The following is a 15334-nucleotide window of genomic DNA, read 5'->3' on the forward strand; positions in this document are numbered from 1 at the left end:
TCAGCGGGGCACGACCGCCTGGGACACGAAGTTCCGGCTGATCACGGCGATGGCCCTGGCGACGGTGCCCGGGCCGGGGTTGACCTGCGGCGCGAGACCCTTGGCCATCCGGTGGAACTGGACGTTGTGGTAGGCCAGCTGCAGGTAGCCGTCGGCGGGTCGGTAGCCAGTGCGCGGTGGGCCCTTCGGCAGCTCCGGCTCGAGTTCGCCGGCGAGGATCCGGGCCGGGTAGTCCGGCACGAAGGCCATCGGGCGGGCTATGCCGAGCACATCCGCGGCGCCCTCGGCGACGATGCGTTCCATGGTCTCGCGGGTCCGGACGCCGCCGGTGAGCATCAGCGGGACGTCGACGACGTCGCGGACCTTGCGGGCATAGTCCAGAAAGTACGGGTTGTTGCCGGCCAGCCGCCCGCGGTCGTGCACGCCGGTCATGGCGGGTTCGGCGTAGTTGCCGCCGGAGATCTCGATCAGGTCCACCCCGGCGCCGGCCAGCGCCCGGGCCACGTCGAGGGACTCGGCTTCGTCGAGGCCACCGTGCTGGAAGTCCTTCGAGTTCAGCTTCACGGCGATCGGCACGCCGCTCCCGATGGCCGCACGCACGGCGTCGACGACCTCCAGCAGCAGCCTGCGACGGCCGGCCGCGTCCCCGCCGTAGGAGTCGTCGCGCGTATTCGCCAGCGGCGAAAGGAACTGCGAGAGCAGGAATCCGTGTGCCGCGTGGACCTGCACGCCGTCGAAGCCATTGCCCACAGCCAGCTCGGCGGTGCGCGCGAACCGGCGGACGAGGTCCTGGATATCGGAGCCGGAGAGTTGGCGCGGACGGCGGAGGTTGTAGCCCGGCACCGGCTCGCGGCTGGCCGACGGCGCCAGCGGCCACCTGTTGAGCGGCACTGTGGCGACCCGTCCGGGGTGGTTGATCTGCATCCACATTTGCGCGCCGCCTGCGTGCACGGCATCGGCCCACGACTTGTACGCGGCGGGCGCGCGGTCGTCGTCGAGGATCACGTTGCGCGGTTCGACGAGCCCGCAGCGGTCGATCATCACGTTGCCGGTGATCAGCAGGCCGGCGCCGCCACGCGCCCAGGTGGCGTAGAGGCGGGTCAGTGTGTCGGTCGGCCTGCCCGCGCGGTCGGCGAGTTGCTCGCTCATCCCGGCCTTGGCCAGGCGGTTGGGCAGCGTCGCGCCACACGGGAGTTTCAGGTTCTCGGCGAGAATCGTCATGTCTACAGCACCCTTGGTCGGAGTCGGGCAGCGGTGAACAGCGGCGTGAGCGGGCGGATCGGGATCGGCGGCGTTCCCATGGTCAGGTCGACGCGGTGCAGCCGAGCCTCGACGACGCGTCCGAGTCCCAGCTGGTCGATCGGATCGCGCTCGGAGCCGCCGATGACGAGCTGGAAGTCCTCCACCTGGCGCACCTCGATCACGCGCTCCCCCGGCGTGAACGCGACGACGCGCGGGAGGGCCGCGCCGATCAGGCCGTACACGTTGCGGTGCGGCCGGCCGAGGATCGGCGGCGGGTCGTCGATCCGCACGCCGAGCCTGCCGCCCATCGAGATCACCGTGGCGCCGCGGCGGCTCGCCTCGGCGTGGACGGCGTCGCCGTCGAGCGTCCAGTCGATCTCGCCGAGCTTCTTCGGATAGCCGAGCAGCTCGCGGCCGAGGATCAGCGCGACATCATCGTCGAGGATCATCCACGGGCAGTGGATGCCCACCTTGCGGCCCGCCTTGATATGCACGAACACGCCCGCCTCGTGGTAGACCGACCCGTAGTTGCAGTCCGGGAAGAACGCGGTGAACACCTCCGCCCGCGCGGGCTCCGCGAGCCGAACACCGAAGGGCAGCCACGGCTTCGTCGCGTCCGGGTCGACCTCGATGGTGGCGCTGAAGTAGTGCGCGTCGCGGTAGAGCGTGCCGAACGGACCGCCGAGGGACAGCATCCGCCGCAAGTCGGCTACCAGGCCGCGGCCCGCGGTGCGCTGCGCCGGTTCCCAGCCGCTCATGGCTTCAGCCGTCCGTACACGGTGCGCAGCAGCGGCCCGATGATCCCGCGCGGGGTGTACTGCCCGCCGAGTGTCTGCGTCTTGGCGAACGACCCAGGGATGACGCGACGCTTCCGCTTGGCCATCCCCTTGATCGCGAGCTGCGCGGCCCGTTCGGCCGACACCCACAGCGGCGCCGGGACCAGCTTGTCCAGCGCGGACACCTCGGCGACCCGCGTGAACTCGGTCTTCACCGGACCGGGCGCGAGCAGCGTCGCACTCACCCCGGTGCCCGCCAGCTCGCCGTGCAGCGACTCGCTGAAGGTGTTGGCGAAGGCCTTGCACGCCGCGTAGGTGGTGTTGTTCGGGCCGGGCTGGTTGCCCGCGGTGGAGCCGGTGATCAGGATCGCGCCCGCCTTGCGCTCCAGCATGCCGGGCAGCACGGCCAGGGTCAGCTCGTGCACCGCGACCACGTCGACCTCGACCTGCAGCCGTTCCCGCTCGCCGGTCAGGGTGGACAGCGGCCCGTAAGTGGCGAATCCGGCGTTGTTGCACAGCACCGCGATGTCGCGTTCGGACAGCTCGTGGGCGAGCTTGGGGCGCTGGCCGGGGTCGCCGAGGTCGCACGGGCGCACCTCGGCCTCGACCCGGTGCTTCGCGCTCAGCCTGGTGGCCAGCTCGCGCAGGCGGTCCTCCCGGCGGGCGATGAGGATCAGCGAGTAGCCGCGGGCGGCCAGGCCCTCGGCGAGCGCTGCGCCGATCCCGGAAGACGCGCCGGTGACGACGGCACGGTTACGTGGCGTCGGTGTCGGCAGGCTCATGCGAACAGCTCCTCGGTCGTGTGCTGGTCGTGGAGCGCCTTGAGCGACGCGCCGTGCCTATGGGTGGTGACTTCGCGGCGTCGGCGCCGGCTGGCGAGGCCGCCGCCGAGAAGCCGGGCGCGCCGTACGTAGATCCGCAGGAAACGGCGCAGGATCCGGAGTCTGCCGAGGACCTCCGACGACCCGGCCAGGATCGAGCTGCGCGGCTTCACCCGGCTGGCCAGCAGGTCCGAAAGGGGAATGGGGAACAACCGTTGCGCGGCGACCGCCTCGGCGATCATGTCGGCGCCCTCGGACAGGATCTTCCCGGCGCCGGCACGCGGTGCGACCAGGCCCCAGATGTAGATGTTGGCGTAGCGGGGCACCATGACGTGCTCCAGCAGCAGCGGCTGCCCGTTCTCCCAGATGAATATCGACTCGTCGAGCATCGGGAATCTGGTGTTGTAGCCGGTCGCCCAGACGATGGTGTCGTACTCCCCCGACGTTCCGTCGACGAAATGCACCGTCTTTCCGTCGAACCGCGCGATCTCCTTGCGGGGCTTGACCTTCCCGTGGCGCAGCGCGTACAGCAGGGTGTTGTTGACCGTGACGTCCTTATCGAACAACTTGTGCGTGGGCTTCTGTAGCCCGTAGCGCCGGTAGCTGCCGAAAGAGACGTACAGCAGCGCATGGAAGAAGACCCTCTGCAGCCAGAGCGGCATCCATACCTTGTCCCACTCCGCCGCCGGGATGCCCAGGATGACCTTCGGGATGTACCAGAGGCCGTCGCGCATCGACAGGTCCGCCGACCCGAACGTCGCGGCCGCCTCCACGGTGATGTCCGCACCGGAGTTCCCGCCGCCGACCACCAGCACCCGGCCGCCGTCGCCGAAGTCAGCCGGACGTTTGTAGTCCTTGGAATGCAACTGCTTGCCGGTGAACTCACCCGGGTAGCGGGGAAGGTTGCGCTCCCAGTAGTGCCCGTTGGCCACCGCCACAGCGGCGTAGTCACGCTGTTCGCCAGTCCACAGCGTCACCCGCCAGCCGACCATCCCGTCCCGGTCGAGCGGACGGACCGCGGTCACCTCGGTGTCGAACTCGATGTTCTCGCGCAGGCCGAAGTGGTCGACGTAGTCGTTGAGGTCGACCAGCATCTGCGCCCGGCTCGGAAACGTCGGATAGTTCGCGGGCATCGGGTACTCGGCGTACTGGGTGGACTTCGCGGAGCTGATCAGGTGCGTCGAGTCGTAGACGCCGTGTGACCAGTTGCCGCCGATCGCGCCGGTGGCCTCGAACTGGTCGTACTCCAGCCCGGCCTGCCGGAACGCCCGAGCGAGCGTATTCCCGGCGTAACCCGCACCGATGATGCAGTACCGCTGTCCCACGCGAAGTCCTCACCCAGAAAGATACAGACACTGTAGCTTCAATATGTGTAGCATTGCCACGCAAGGTCCATCTGTCAAGCACATGAGACGAGCACATGGCCGAGACCACACAGCGCCGGAACCGGCCGTACGCGCCGCGCAAGGCGCCGGCCGAGCGACGCGAACAGCTACTCGACGCCGCGCTGGAGATCATCGTCGAGCAGGGCATCCACAAGGTGTCCATCGACTCCGTCGCCCGTCGTGCGGGCGTGACACGGCCGGTCGTCTACGGCCTGTTCGACGACACGAACGCACTGCTGCGTGCCTCCCTCGACCGCGAAGAGCAGGCGATCAACGCCCAGCTCGCCGAAGTCATGCCGGCCACGGAGCACAGCGATTCCGCCGAAGCGGCCATTGCCTCGCTCGACGGCTTCCTCCGCGCGGTGCTGGCCGCCCCTGACCGCTGGCGCGCCGCGTTCATGCTCGTCGACAGCAGCACGCCCGTATTTCGCGAACGAGTCGAGCGCAACCGACGAACGCTCATCGAAACCCTGGAGAACCTCCTCCAGCCGATCGCCACGAACGCCCCGGACACCGACATCGCGCTACTCGCCCGCGGCCTCTATGCCCTGCTCTGGGAAGCCGGCCGGCTCGTCCTCGCCGAACCGGACCACTTCCCACCCGAACGCATCACCGCGTTCGCCACCAATCTCATCCACGCGAACTTCACGATCGACTAACCCGCCGCGATTGATCGCGCGGCCGGGACGTCGGCGGCCGGCAACGCCTACGAGCGGACCGTCAACCGGGCTTAACCACCTTGCTCCTCGTCAGCCGGTAGCCGTCGCGGCGGATCCACTCGACGTCCTGAAGTCCGAGGCCTCAAGGTTCGGCCAGACTCCGCACGCGCGAAGTCCTGCGCCGTGTACGCGTGGTGTCGCGACACTCCCCGCCCCTCAGCAGCCACGCGCTTCGCGGCATGACAGGACGTTGCGTGGCTCAGGCCCTCCTCCTGGCAGGGTGATGCGGACCAGCCGGGCCAGGTCCTCGGTGTCGTGAGCTGCTCGGTCGCGCTGGATGTGCCTCCGTGGTCGGCGGCTGCCACGCTATTCCGCGCTGCGCGGTGGCAGTCGCCGGGTGATCCGGTCGAACAGTTCCGTCAGCGGCTCGCCGATGTCCCGGCCGAACTCGGTCAGCCCGTAGGTGACCTGAGGTGGCGTCGTCGGCTCGACCTCCCGCCAGACGAGGCCGTCCTGGACCAGAGCACGCAGGGTCTGGGCGAGCATCTTCTCGCTGACGCCCCGGATGCTCTCGCGCAGCTCGTAGAACCGGAGGGCGTTGCCCCGCAAGGAGATCAGCACCCAGACGCCCCAGCGGCTGGTCACGTGGTCGACCACATCGCGCGCGGGGCAGTCGGTGTGAAACACCTCATACCGCGCCCCGGCATCGGTCTGTGTGAACTGCGCGCCTCCCGTCACGGGATGAGCTTACCTGAAAGTATGTCCTTACCAAGAGTTAGCCCGGTCTCCTAGCGTCATGGTCACGGAGGACATTCGGACAAAGGAGCTGTTCATGATTGTGGTGACCGGGGCTACCGGGAATGTGGGCCGGCCGTTGACACAGGCGCTGGCCGAGGCGGGCCAGCAGGTGACGGCGGTGTCGCGGCACGCCGCGGCGGTGCCGGACGGCGTCCGCCACGTGGTGGCCGACCTGGCCGAACCGTCCGGCCTCGAGCCCGCGCTGGCAGGGGCGAAGGCGTTGTTCCTACTCCTGCCCGGCGATCTGCACGCCGCCGGAGCCAACCCGGCCGACATCCTCAGCAAGGCCGCGGCCGGCGGGGTGCGTCGGGTCGTCCTGCAGACCTCGCTGGCGGTGGCGACCAGACCCCACGGCCCGACGCGGATCGCGATGCGCGCGCTGGAGGACGTGCTGCGGGAATCCGGCCTGGACTGGGCCATCCTGCGGCCGGGTGGCTTCGCCTCCAACGCCCTGTGGTGGGCCGAATCCGTCCGCACGCGCCGGGTCGTCGCCGCGCCCTTCGGCGACATCGGGGTGCCCATCATCGACCCGGCGGACATCGCCGAGGTCGCCGCGGCCTGCCTGCTGGACGACCGGCACGCCGGCGGCGTGTACGAGCTGACCGGACCGGAGGTCATCACCCCGCGCCAGCAGGCGGAGGCCATTGCCGCCGCGCTGGGCTCGCCGGTACGGTTCCACGACCTCACCCGCGACGAGGCCAAGACCAGCATGACCCAGAGCATGCCGGCCGAGCTCGCCGACGACACCCTGGACATCCTCAGCTCCCCGAGCCCGGCCGAACTGCGCGTCAGCCCGGACGTCCAGCGGGTCCTCGGCCGCGCCCCGCGCCCCTTCGCCGACTGGGCCGCCCACAACATCGCCGCATTCCACTGAGACCGATCAGCGCCTCCGAAACTGCTCGGCGTACTCGCCGATCCACCGCCGATTAGCCGAAGAACCTGATCCGACGTTGACGATGGCGCTATGGCTCGGAACTGACACTCACCACCGACCGCCCTGCCAACGCGGGCGGGGCCCCGAACACCGACACGGGCCCCCGCCCGCAGTCACCGAACATCGCAACCGGACCGCGTCACAAACGAAGGCCGCCGAAACCTGTGCACGAAACATCCGCTCATCGGCAGAAGAGAACGTCAGCACCGGCCAGCGAAGCGCGGTTCAAACAACCGGAAAACGACTGGCACTACCCTCCGTTACCGGCCACCGTGTTTCGCCGGTAGCCGGTACGGCGCATCTTCGCATGTGCTGACTCGACAGCCACCGACAAGCCGCTGACCAGCAGGTTCAGGTTCGTATACTGGCTTGGTTGGGTGCGCCCCCGCCGGACCACGAAAAACGGGCCTCGACCAGCGAAAACGCCAGTCGAGGCCTGCTTTTCGTGCTACCCGGCTGCACCCGGCGCCATACGGGTGCCCGTGGACAATGCGTGGACACGCCTAGCCGACGTGCCCGAGCGCGGCCTGCACCCGCGTGTAGGTAATCATCGGTAGCTCGCCATGTTGATCGCACGCTTAACGGTCAACTGAGCCGAGTGTCGAACTCACTGGCAGATCCAGCCGGAGGACCAACGCAGCATTCACCTGGAATCGGCTCTTAAGCGGTGAGGTGGGTTGCGAGCCGATCGGCGACGCTGCTGGGTTCGCGACCGAGCAGTTCGGTCAGCAGCGGGCTGGCTTCCGCGAAGTAGCCGGCTCGGCTGGCCTGATAGAAGGTGAGCATGAGTCGGGCCACCTGCTCTGGTACACCGATTGCGATCTGGTCGGCCACCCACTGTTCATCGTCCAGAACGACGCGCTTGATCGTGCGGCCGGTGAGGTCAGAGGCGATCTTGGCGACGTCCTCGAAGGTGACGGCGGTCGGCGAGGTGAGGGTGACCGGGCCGTCGAAGGTGCGGTCACCGGCGAGGATGACCGCAGTGGCCTCGGCTACCTCGGCACGGTCGGTATACGGAACGGGACCGTCCTCCGGTTGGGCGATCACCGCGGTCTGCTGCCACGGGCCGAGCACCTGTTCCAGCGTGCCGTAGGCGCCGTTGCGCAATGCGGTCCAGGCGAGCCCGGACTCGGCGAGGATCGCTTCGGTGGCGATGTGGACTTCCGACGGCGGGTACGGATTGCCAGGGATGGCGGCGTGCAGGCTCGTGTAGAGAATTCGCCGGGCACCTGCCGTGACGGCTGCCTCGATGGCGTTGCGGTGCAGGCTGACCATGTCAGCCGTCGGGTCGTTGCCGGACACCAGTAGTACCTGCTCGGCACCTTCGAACGAGTCGCGCAGCGCGGCCGGATCCTGGTAGGACCCGTGTCGCACGCGGACACCCCGGTCGGCGAATGGTCGCGCCTTGGCGACATCGCGGACGCTGACCCCGATCTGGTCGGCTGGTACGCGCTTGAGGAGGTGTTCGACGGTCGCGCCGCCAAGCCCGCCGGTAGCCCCGGTGACAACGATCATGCATGTGGTCCTTCCCTATGAATGCACATCCGGCCTGGTGGGCGATGTTCATAAGTTGACCACTATGGTCAGGTTCGCCCTGTTGACGACACTAGGTAAGCTGACCCTGCGAGTCAAATTGTGGCGAAGGTTCGGGAGGCGGTGAATGGCATGGCCGGTGCGGCACCTTCGGAACCTCGGCTGCGTGCCGATGCCGAGCGCAATGCCGAGCAGATCAGGCGCGCGGCGATCGATGCCTTCCAGGGCAGAGGGCTGACCGTGCCGCTGGAAGAGGTCGCCAACGTGGCGGGGGTGAGCAAGGGCACGATATTCAACCGGTTCGGCGGCCGGATCGGCCTCATCGAGGCCGTGATCGAAGAAGTCGTCGCAACCGAGCTGTACGCCATCATCGACCGCACCCGATCCATCGCTGAAGCCGGGGACCAGCTCAGGTACTACGTGGCCGCGATCCGCGACCTGCAATACCGCCAGCCCGCCGTCGTGGACACCATGCTGCAGACCTACCCCGACTCAACGAGTCTCATGGCGATCTGCCGGGCGGGCACCGAGATCCACAACGAACTCGTCGCGGCAGGACGCGCTTGCGGCGCAGTGCGGTCCGATTTCACGGCCGACGACCTCCATGCGTTGCTCCACGACAGCGCACTCGCCCTGAAACACGGAACCCGCCCACAGCGGGACGACTACGACCGCCGAACCACCCACGTGCTCGACGGAATCCACGCGCGACAGCCCACTGCCGCCGGGTGATGACAGCTCCTTGAGCAGCCTGCCCTGGGCCAGTGTCATCACTCATCGTGCCCACCCCGCCGAACCCAGGCTCAGCGTGTCGAACCGAAAACACCGCTCCGGACACAGTCCCGGGCTTCCTGCGCTGCTCCTCCACCTCGCCGCGCGGCGTCGGGTCGGAGCCGCAATCCGAGAACATCCGCGCACCCGACGGTACCAAACCGAGAATCAGCCAAGACTCAATCGTGACTCGACACTTCGCTACCCGGTTCCCACCGCGCTCCGTAGGCCAAGCCCGGGGTGAGCTGGCGAAACCGCAAGTGGATCTCGCCGGCCCGGTCCACGGGGTACTGGTGGCCGTACCGAACCGGATCGGACACATCCCGCAGAGCTGCGCCGTGCAGTGTCCACACGCGCGGTGCCACCATGTCCCGTCCGAACCGCACCCGCAGGTCGAACAGCTCGCACGGTCGTCTCGGCACCCACACCAGGTAGGGTCGCATCGCATGCGCGGCCGGCAGCCGAAACCGCACCGCGACGTCGTGGGACTCGCCCTTGGAAAGCGGCCCCGGCAAGGCAAGCGCGACGCCAAGGCGATTGCTCGCCGCCATAGCGTCATCGACCGGCGTGCCACCGTAGAACACGCCGATATCCATGGCGCACCGCCCGGCCGGGAGCGAGACCGCGAGATCCAGTTCGCGAAGGCCATCCTGGTCGGCAACGATCCGGCGCTGCTCCAGCACCTCGGGCCGCTCCCGGTCCAGCGCCATCGCCACGAGTAGCTCGGTGGTGCGCCAGGCGCCTGCCGGCTCGCCGGTTCGACCATGCGGCGCACCGAAAGCCAGTTCGGCGAGTTGGTCGATCGCCTCGTCCACTCGCCGGCGCACCGTGCGCTGGTCGCGGTCCAGCCTGATCGCCACCCAGAGCACCCGATCCTGGTAACGCGGCAACCTGACCTCGTCGTTGACAGCGAACGCCGCGAGTGCTGCCAAGCGTAGGTCCGCGGGCAAGTGCTCGGCCAACTCGGCCAGCCTGGTGGCCACTTTCCGCCGGACAGCCGCCGGACCGTCGCCGTCCCATACCTCGCACACCGCACGCAGGTTCGGACCGACCCGCTCCAATACCCTGCCCGCGAACAGGCCACGTCCCTTACGGAGCGACTTCAGTTCGCGGACCAGTTCAGCGCGCCCACTCATCGTCCGGTCTCCTCCAACGGATCTCCACGGCATCTCCTTCCCCGACAACCTGCGGCGACTGGTGGACAAGAGGTGGACAGTTCGTGCATGGCCCGAACCGATGACTTAGGCGTCACCGGCGTAATCACCGCGGTTCCGCCGAAACTGGAGCCGATCCGTGTTGACGAAACGTGGACGGAATGCTGAATCGCCGATACACGGACGGCCCCTGGCGCGATGTGACTCGCGGATAGCAAACCCACCATGGGGAGGCGTAATGGAGTTTCGGATGCTGGGCCCGTTGGAGGCGTGGCACGAGGGGTCCCAGATCCCGTTGGGGGATCAGCAGCAACGGTTTGTCCTCGTCGTACTCCTGCTGCACGCGAACAGACCGGTGTCCACCGTCCGGTTGACCGAGATCGTCTGGGGCAGCAACCCGGCCCGTCGCGATCTGGTGCGTGGCTACATCAACAAGCTACGCAACGCATTCCAGGACGTCGGCAACGTGCGTATCGAGACCATGCCGACCGGCTACCTGCTGCGGGTCGGCGCGGAACAACTGGACACAGCCCGGTTCGACCGGCTGCGGGCGGAGGCCGAGGTAGCGCGAACAGAGGACCCGCACCGCGCGGTCGAGTTGCTGCGCGCCGCGGTCGGCCTGTGGCGCGGTCGGTTCCTCGAGGACGTCGACATCGACCGGGTGGGTGGCCCCGAGGTGATCTCTCCGGACGACAGCCACCTCGACGCGGTCGGTGACCTGGCCGAGCTGGAAGTGGAAACCGGGGATCACCGATCGGCTCGAAACCGCCTGCGACCCGTGGTACGGGCGGATCCGGCCAGCCAGCGCCATGCCGAGATCCTGATGCGTTCCCTGCTCGCCGACGGTGACCGGGTAGCGGTGGTCCGAGTCTTTCACGGCACCAGGGACGCGCTCGCCGAACTCGGGGTCGAGCCGGGGCTCGTGTTGCGGAGCCTTGCCGCGCGCGCGGAACGCGGCGAGCCAACCGATTCCCTGCCGTTCCAGGCGGACGCGTTCACCGGCCGCAACGCGATCACGCAGTTGTTGGTCGAACTCGGTGTGCTGGATGTCAATCCGATCTCGACCGGCGCGCGCGATACGCACATGACAAATCCTTCGTGGCGGTGGCAGGCTCATGGGAACGTTTGACCGAAATTACTCGGACCATCGCTGATGATTCATGTCACTAGCTTGCCAGCAAGGAACTGACCGTTTTTCGACCCAACCGGAAAACGGCGGACAATACATCCACCCGCTATCCACTTCCGCTCCACACGGCAACCCAAAAATGGGCCGGGTACGCCAAAGTCCGGCCAGGGGTCGGGATGAGCAGGGAGGTATGGCTAGTGAGCGAAGTAGCCAGCTACGACTTCGCGGTGTCGTTCACCGAAGAGCAGGAGACGACCGTCGAGGAGGTGGTGGCGGCGTGCCGGCAGCGCGGGTTGACCGTGCTGCACGGGCCCGGGCAGACCCACCAGTGGTGGGCCGGAAAGGACGAAGGTGACCTGCCGGAAGCCCAGGTCAGGTTCTTCCTCCCGTTCGTGTCCACAGCGGACGAGTTTTCCGCCGCCATGTTGCGTGCGGTCAAGGCCGGGGACCAGCACGTGTTACCGGTGCTAATCGACGACGTGGCGGTGCCGGTCGGCCTACTGCATCCACACGTGCAGTACCTGCGCGGCACCGAGTCCCAGCCGCACTCGATCGCGGAGGCGCTCGCCACCCGGGTCGAGCAGGCTGAGGCCGCCGGGTGGGATCTGGCTCGGCTTGCCGCGGTAGTCACTCAGGCGAGGGAGATCGAGCCGCCCGCGGCCGCGCCTGCCGACTTCAGCCGCTACGCGGAGCAGGACGCGGCCATGCGCTACCTCGGCGAGCAGTTCGCCGCGGCCGTGCCGGCGTTGGCCCGGCGCGGGCTCGTCGGCACGGTGCACCGCGGCGACTCACGGATCGCGCTGCGGATCGAACGGGCAGGCGACACCCTGTACGCACTCGACATCCAGCGCGGCGGCATCGGCGGAGACGAGACGGTGAATTTCGTGGTCGGCAGGCACGATGCCGGGAGCGCCTGCACCAACGGCTGGGCACGGCCGGTGTACGACACCGGTACGAGCACGGCCAAGCTGGAGTTGCACGACCGGTCGGTGTTCGGCCGCGACGGCACCGAGCCGCTCACCTACACCCCTGAGGAACTGTTCACCGCGCTCTGGCAACGAATCGACGCGGTGCTCGCGGCGACCATCGGCTAACTTCGCACAGGACGCGCTCCTCAGCATGGTATGAGGAGCGCGTCCTTGGTGGGCGATCAGGACGGCCGCCCGTTGCGGGCGCGTTCCAGCACCTCCTCCAGCCGCAGCGGGCTCGCCGGGTGATAGCTGAGGCACAGTGGCGCGCGCATGCGACGAAACCCGAAGGTCTCTCCGGTGACGTAGAACTGTCCTCGTTCCAGCCGCGAGATGTCCCCCACCGTGCTTCCCTTGGCCCTCGCCATCTCGTTCGCCGCGTCGATCTGCGCCGGGCTGTTCAGTCGGCCGAAGAACTGCGTCGTCGTGTTGCCGATCACCTGGTTGTGCAGACCCTTCGGGGCCTGCGTCGCGAGCAGCAGACCGAGCCCGTACTTGCGCGCCTGCGAGGCGAGCAGGATGGTGCTCTGCGTACTGGCCGTCCAGGTCCCGGACGGCGCGATCGTTTGCGCCTCGTCCATCACCAGCAGCCCGCCGAGGGGCCGGTCCACCGCCGGGTTGCGCTTGATCCAGGCGAACACCTCCAGCTGGAGCTGGCTGATGAACCCTTGCCGCTGCTCCTCGGACGGCAACCCGATAAAGCTGATCACCGAGATTCGCGCGCGCTGGCCCGTTGCCGGGGTGAGCAGCGCGGCCGGGTCGGCCGGCTCACCCGCACCGCCGAGCAGCGGATCGTTGACCATCGCGGCCCGCAACGTCTCCGCGAGATCGGCAGCCATCCTGGCGGCGGTGCTGAGCTTGCTCACCCCCTCCGGCAACTCCGTGAGCATGTCGACGAACCCGGACAGGCTACGCGCTTCGGTACGCGCGTAGTGCGTCAACGCCTCGCGCAGCACAGCGCGGCCGCGAATGGCGGCCTTCGTACCGCCGCCGACCCTTGCGTGCGGCACGAGGCCGGCCACCGCCGCCTCGACCGCGGCCGCGAACTCGTCCGCGTCCTCGCGCACCCCGGCGAAGTCCGGCAGCGGGTGAAAACTGAGCGGCCGCCCGCCGACGCGTCCCGGGGTCCACACCACGACCTCGGTGCCGGCGAGGTAGTCGACGGCACCGAGGTCGTCGCCCTGCCGCCATTCCCCGGGTGGGCTCGGCCAAGCGTCTCCCAGCCGCGCCAGGTCGTTGTTGGGGTCCAGTACGATAGCCGAGACTCCGTGCAGCGCGCACTCCTCGACGATCCGGCGCAGCAGCACGGTCTTGCCGGTACCGGAGCCGGCGAAGATCACCGCATGCTTGCGAAGGGATTCCAGCGGCATGCGGATCTCGCCGTCCATTCCGAGCACGAGCTCCGCAGCCGGTGGTGGCCGCGTCTCCTGGTGACCTGGCGGCGACTGCCCCGGATCGGGCAGGATCTCCCGCAGGACGGTCGTCCTGCTCGCCGGCCTGCGCGCCACCAGCCAGTTCAGCAGCTCGAGACTCTGCTTGCTGAGCATCTCCTTGAGCGCGCAGAACGTCCGGACGTCGTCCCGGCTGATCTCCAGTCGCGGGCTGCCCACACTGGCCAGCTCACCGGCCTCGACCCTGGTCTTGGCGCCGTCCCAGCCCTTCGCTCCATGGTAGAGCAACACCAGGTGCCGGTGACGCACACCGTTCCGGATCCCCGCGGCCGCCTTGGCCTCGCGCATCTTCCGCAGCACCTTGTTGCCGTGCTGCGGTGCGATCGCGCGGAACATCCAGCGCTCCGCGACGTCCCGGTCCTCGTCCAGCATTCGACGCAGCCCGGCATGCAGCTGACCACTGCCATCCGGTGCCGGCTCGGTCTCCCAGGACCTGTCGTCGTTGCCGACCTCGGTGATCCACGAACCCAGCGCGGCCTGCAGCAGCTCCGGCATCACGGTGTCCTCGGTATGCTGGTTCAGGGCGGCATCCACATCGGCATGCTCGCGCAGCTCGGCGAACCGGCGGTCGAACTCCGCGAAGTAGCCCGGTTCCGGACCTACCTGCTGTGGTGCCTCGGTCAGCTCCTCGTCGAAGGAGACGAGTTCCCGGATCTCCCCGTGCAGGCACTCCTCGGCGTGGGCTTGGACCCGCCGAAGCAGTTGCCGCGGGGTGTGGGTGTGCCACGCCGCACCGAACGCACTCGGCGCTACCGGCCACGTCGCATGTGGCGGCGTGAAGTCGTTTCGCTGATAGATCACGCCGAGCCATTTCCCGACCAGCTCCCGAGCAAACCGGGGATCGGCTACGGCACCAAGGATCGGTGCGTCGGTGAACCGGTCCGCAACGGTGTCGGTCGCCGCCGAGTTCAGTAGCTTCCAGGTGTTCGGCAGGCACGCTACAATGGACAGGGTGCGTCGCGTCGTCTCGCGCAGCTGCATCAAACCGTCCGCGATAAGCCCGAGTTCGCCGGCCATCTCCGCGTCCGTCGCCCGCTCGTCGATCACGGTGCTCGTCCTGTCGATCAACGAGTCCAACTGGTCGATCGCGACGACACTCGGACCCGTCAGCGCCAGCACGCGCGAGATGTCCGTGACGAGAGTACGCCGCGGTTTCGGCTGCGACTGCAGGTCCCAGGCCGCTCGCTCTCCCTCGTCATCCTCGGGTAGCCCCGCCAGGTAATGTTTGCCGACAATATGGCTACTGTCAGTGGCGGCATACAGCACCAGCGCCCGAATGGTGTCACCGCACTCGACGGCGACCTGGGCGTCGACCTGGCGGAGGGCTCCGACGAAACCGTGCAGGTCGGCGCGGGCAAGTGGACCGCGGCCGAGGATGGCGTCGGCGACCGGATCGGGCACCTCGGCGCTGTCGCACAATCGTCGTAGCAGCTTGGTCAGCTGGAGTTCCCCATCACCACTCTTGCGCAACAGCTCGCTGCGCATGGCGTGCGCGATGTCTTCCCAGAACGCGGCACCGGTGGTGAGGTCGATCAGGAAGAAGTAGCCACCTTCGCCCTGTACCATCTGTCTGACGTCGCCGAGCAGGTGGGTCTTTCCCACGCCTTTCTGACCTTGCAACGTGAGCCCGATGGGGCTCGGGCCGTCGCTCGCCTTCGCATCCAGGATCCCGGTACGGATGCTGTGCTCGGCTCTCGCGTGTAAACCGTCCAC

General features: G+C 68.2%; 13 protein-coding genes. 5 read left to right on the top strand and 8 right to left on the bottom strand.

Features of this window, described 5'->3' with window-relative positions:
• From FB471_RS10725 to FB471_RS10740, 4 genes are read right to left on the bottom strand one after another with little or no spacing between them, the layout of a single operon-like run.
• Positions 1 to 1221 (bottom strand): NADH:flavin oxidoreductase/NADH oxidase family protein, encoded by a 1221-nt coding sequence (locus FB471_RS10725; RefSeq protein ID WP_141997406.1) that lies wholly within the window; start codon positions 1219 to 1221, stop codon positions 1 to 3.
• 2 nt (positions 1222 to 1223) lie between these two features.
• A complete protein-coding gene (locus FB471_RS10730) occupies positions 1224 to 2000 on the bottom strand; it encodes an acetoacetate decarboxylase family protein (RefSeq protein WP_211358007.1) in 777 nt (258 codons plus the stop codon).
• The gene (locus FB471_RS10735; protein ID WP_141997408.1) at positions 1997 to 2800 is read right to left on the bottom strand and encodes an SDR family NAD(P)-dependent oxidoreductase; all 804 of its coding nucleotides are present in this window, start codon (positions 2798 to 2800) and stop codon (positions 1997 to 1999) included. Before FB471_RS10735 ends, FB471_RS10730 begins: the two co-directional genes overlap by 4 nt.
• A complete protein-coding gene (locus tag FB471_RS10740) occupies positions 2797 to 4164 on the bottom strand; it encodes a flavin-containing monooxygenase (protein ID WP_141997410.1) in 1368 nt (455 codons plus the stop codon). The genes FB471_RS10735 and FB471_RS10740 overlap by 4 nt, the downstream gene beginning before the upstream one ends.
• Before the next feature lie 95 nt (positions 4165 to 4259).
• Between FB471_RS10740 and FB471_RS10745 the strand changes: the two genes are divergently transcribed.
• Positions 4260 to 4883, top strand: coding sequence for a TetR/AcrR family transcriptional regulator (locus FB471_RS10745; protein WP_141997412.1), 624 nt, complete (start codon positions 4260 to 4262; stop codon positions 4881 to 4883).
• Between the two features lie 366 nt (positions 4884 to 5249).
• Here FB471_RS10745 and FB471_RS10750 read toward each other — a convergent pair whose 3' ends face one another.
• Positions 5250 to 5621, bottom strand: a complete 372-nt coding sequence (locus FB471_RS10750) for a winged helix-turn-helix transcriptional regulator (RefSeq protein ID WP_141997414.1) — start codon at positions 5619 to 5621, stop codon at positions 5250 to 5252.
• A gap of 94 nt (positions 5622 to 5715) precedes the next feature.
• Here FB471_RS10750 and FB471_RS10755 point away from each other — a divergent pair, with 94 nt between their 5' ends.
• Positions 5716 to 6555 carry an SDR family oxidoreductase gene (locus FB471_RS10755; RefSeq protein ID WP_141997416.1) on the top strand — a complete coding sequence of 280 codons (840 nt, stop codon included), beginning with the start codon at positions 5716 to 5718 and terminating at the stop codon, positions 6553 to 6555.
• Positions 6556 to 7275: 720 nt separating this feature from the next.
• Here the strand turns inward: FB471_RS10755 and FB471_RS10760 are convergent.
• Positions 7276 to 8130 (bottom strand): NmrA family NAD(P)-binding protein, encoded by an 855-nt coding sequence (locus tag FB471_RS10760; RefSeq protein ID WP_141997418.1) that lies wholly within the window; start codon positions 8128 to 8130, stop codon positions 7276 to 7278.
• 120 nt (positions 8131 to 8250) lie between these two features.
• On the opposite strand from FB471_RS10760, the gene FB471_RS10765 reads away from it, so the two are divergent.
• The gene (locus FB471_RS10765) at positions 8251 to 8880 is read left to right on the top strand and encodes a TetR/AcrR family transcriptional regulator (protein ID WP_246076341.1); all 630 of its coding nucleotides are present in this window, start codon (positions 8251 to 8253) and stop codon (positions 8878 to 8880) included.
• Between the two features lie 218 nt (positions 8881 to 9098).
• Here the strand turns inward: FB471_RS10765 and FB471_RS10770 are convergent, their stop codons facing one another.
• Positions 9099 to 10055, bottom strand: a complete 957-nt coding sequence (locus FB471_RS10770) for a hypothetical protein (protein ID WP_141997420.1) — start codon at positions 10053 to 10055, stop codon at positions 9099 to 9101.
• A gap of 268 nt (positions 10056 to 10323) precedes the next feature.
• On the opposite strand from FB471_RS10770, the gene FB471_RS10775 reads away from it, so the two are divergent.
• Together FB471_RS10775 and FB471_RS10780 are read left to right on the top strand one after the other, a co-directional pair.
• Positions 10324 to 11202, top strand: coding sequence for an AfsR/SARP family transcriptional regulator (locus tag FB471_RS10775; RefSeq protein WP_141997422.1), 879 nt, complete (start codon positions 10324 to 10326; stop codon positions 11200 to 11202).
• 197 nt (positions 11203 to 11399) lie between these two features.
• A complete protein-coding gene (locus FB471_RS10780) occupies positions 11400 to 12296 on the top strand; it encodes a hypothetical protein (RefSeq protein ID WP_170220772.1) in 897 nt (298 codons plus the stop codon).
• A gap of 56 nt (positions 12297 to 12352) precedes the next feature.
• On the opposite strand, the gene FB471_RS10785 is transcribed toward FB471_RS10780, so the two are convergent.
• On the bottom strand, positions 12353 to 15223 hold the full coding sequence (locus tag FB471_RS10785) for a helicase HerA domain-containing protein (protein WP_342779417.1): 2871 nt from the start codon (positions 15221 to 15223) through the stop codon (positions 12353 to 12355).
• Positions 15224 to 15334: the final 111 nt, after the last annotated feature.

Source organism: Amycolatopsis cihanbeyliensis (genome assembly GCF_006715045.1).
In the GTDB taxonomy this organism is placed as follows: Bacteria; Actinomycetota; Actinomycetes; order Mycobacteriales; family Pseudonocardiaceae; genus Amycolatopsis; species Amycolatopsis cihanbeyliensis.

Coding starts and splice junctions, on each gene's coding strand:
- FB471_RS10725 (WP_141997406.1), bottom strand. CDS start 1,221: ATGACGATTCTCGCCGAGAACCTGAAACTCCCGTGTGGCGCGACGCTG.
- FB471_RS10730 (WP_211358007.1), bottom strand. CDS start 2,000: ATGAGCGGCTGGGAACCGGCGCAGCGCACCGCGGGCCGCGGCCTGGTA.
- FB471_RS10735 (WP_141997408.1), bottom strand. CDS start 2,800: ATGAGCCTGCCGACACCGACGCCACGTAACCGTGCCGTCGTCACCGGC.
- FB471_RS10745 (WP_141997412.1), top strand. CDS start 4,260: ATGGCCGAGACCACACAGCGCCGGAACCGGCCGTACGCGCCGCGCAAG.
- FB471_RS10755 (WP_141997416.1), top strand. CDS start 5,716: ATGATTGTGGTGACCGGGGCTACCGGGAATGTGGGCCGGCCGTTGACA.
- FB471_RS10760 (WP_141997418.1), bottom strand. CDS start 8,130: ATGATCGTTGTCACCGGGGCTACCGGCGGGCTTGGCGGCGCGACCGTC.
- FB471_RS10770 (WP_141997420.1), bottom strand. CDS start 10,055: ATGAGTGGGCGCGCTGAACTGGTCCGCGAACTGAAGTCGCTCCGTAAG.
- FB471_RS10775 (WP_141997422.1), top strand. CDS start 10,324: ATGCTGGGCCCGTTGGAGGCGTGGCACGAGGGGTCCCAGATCCCGTTG.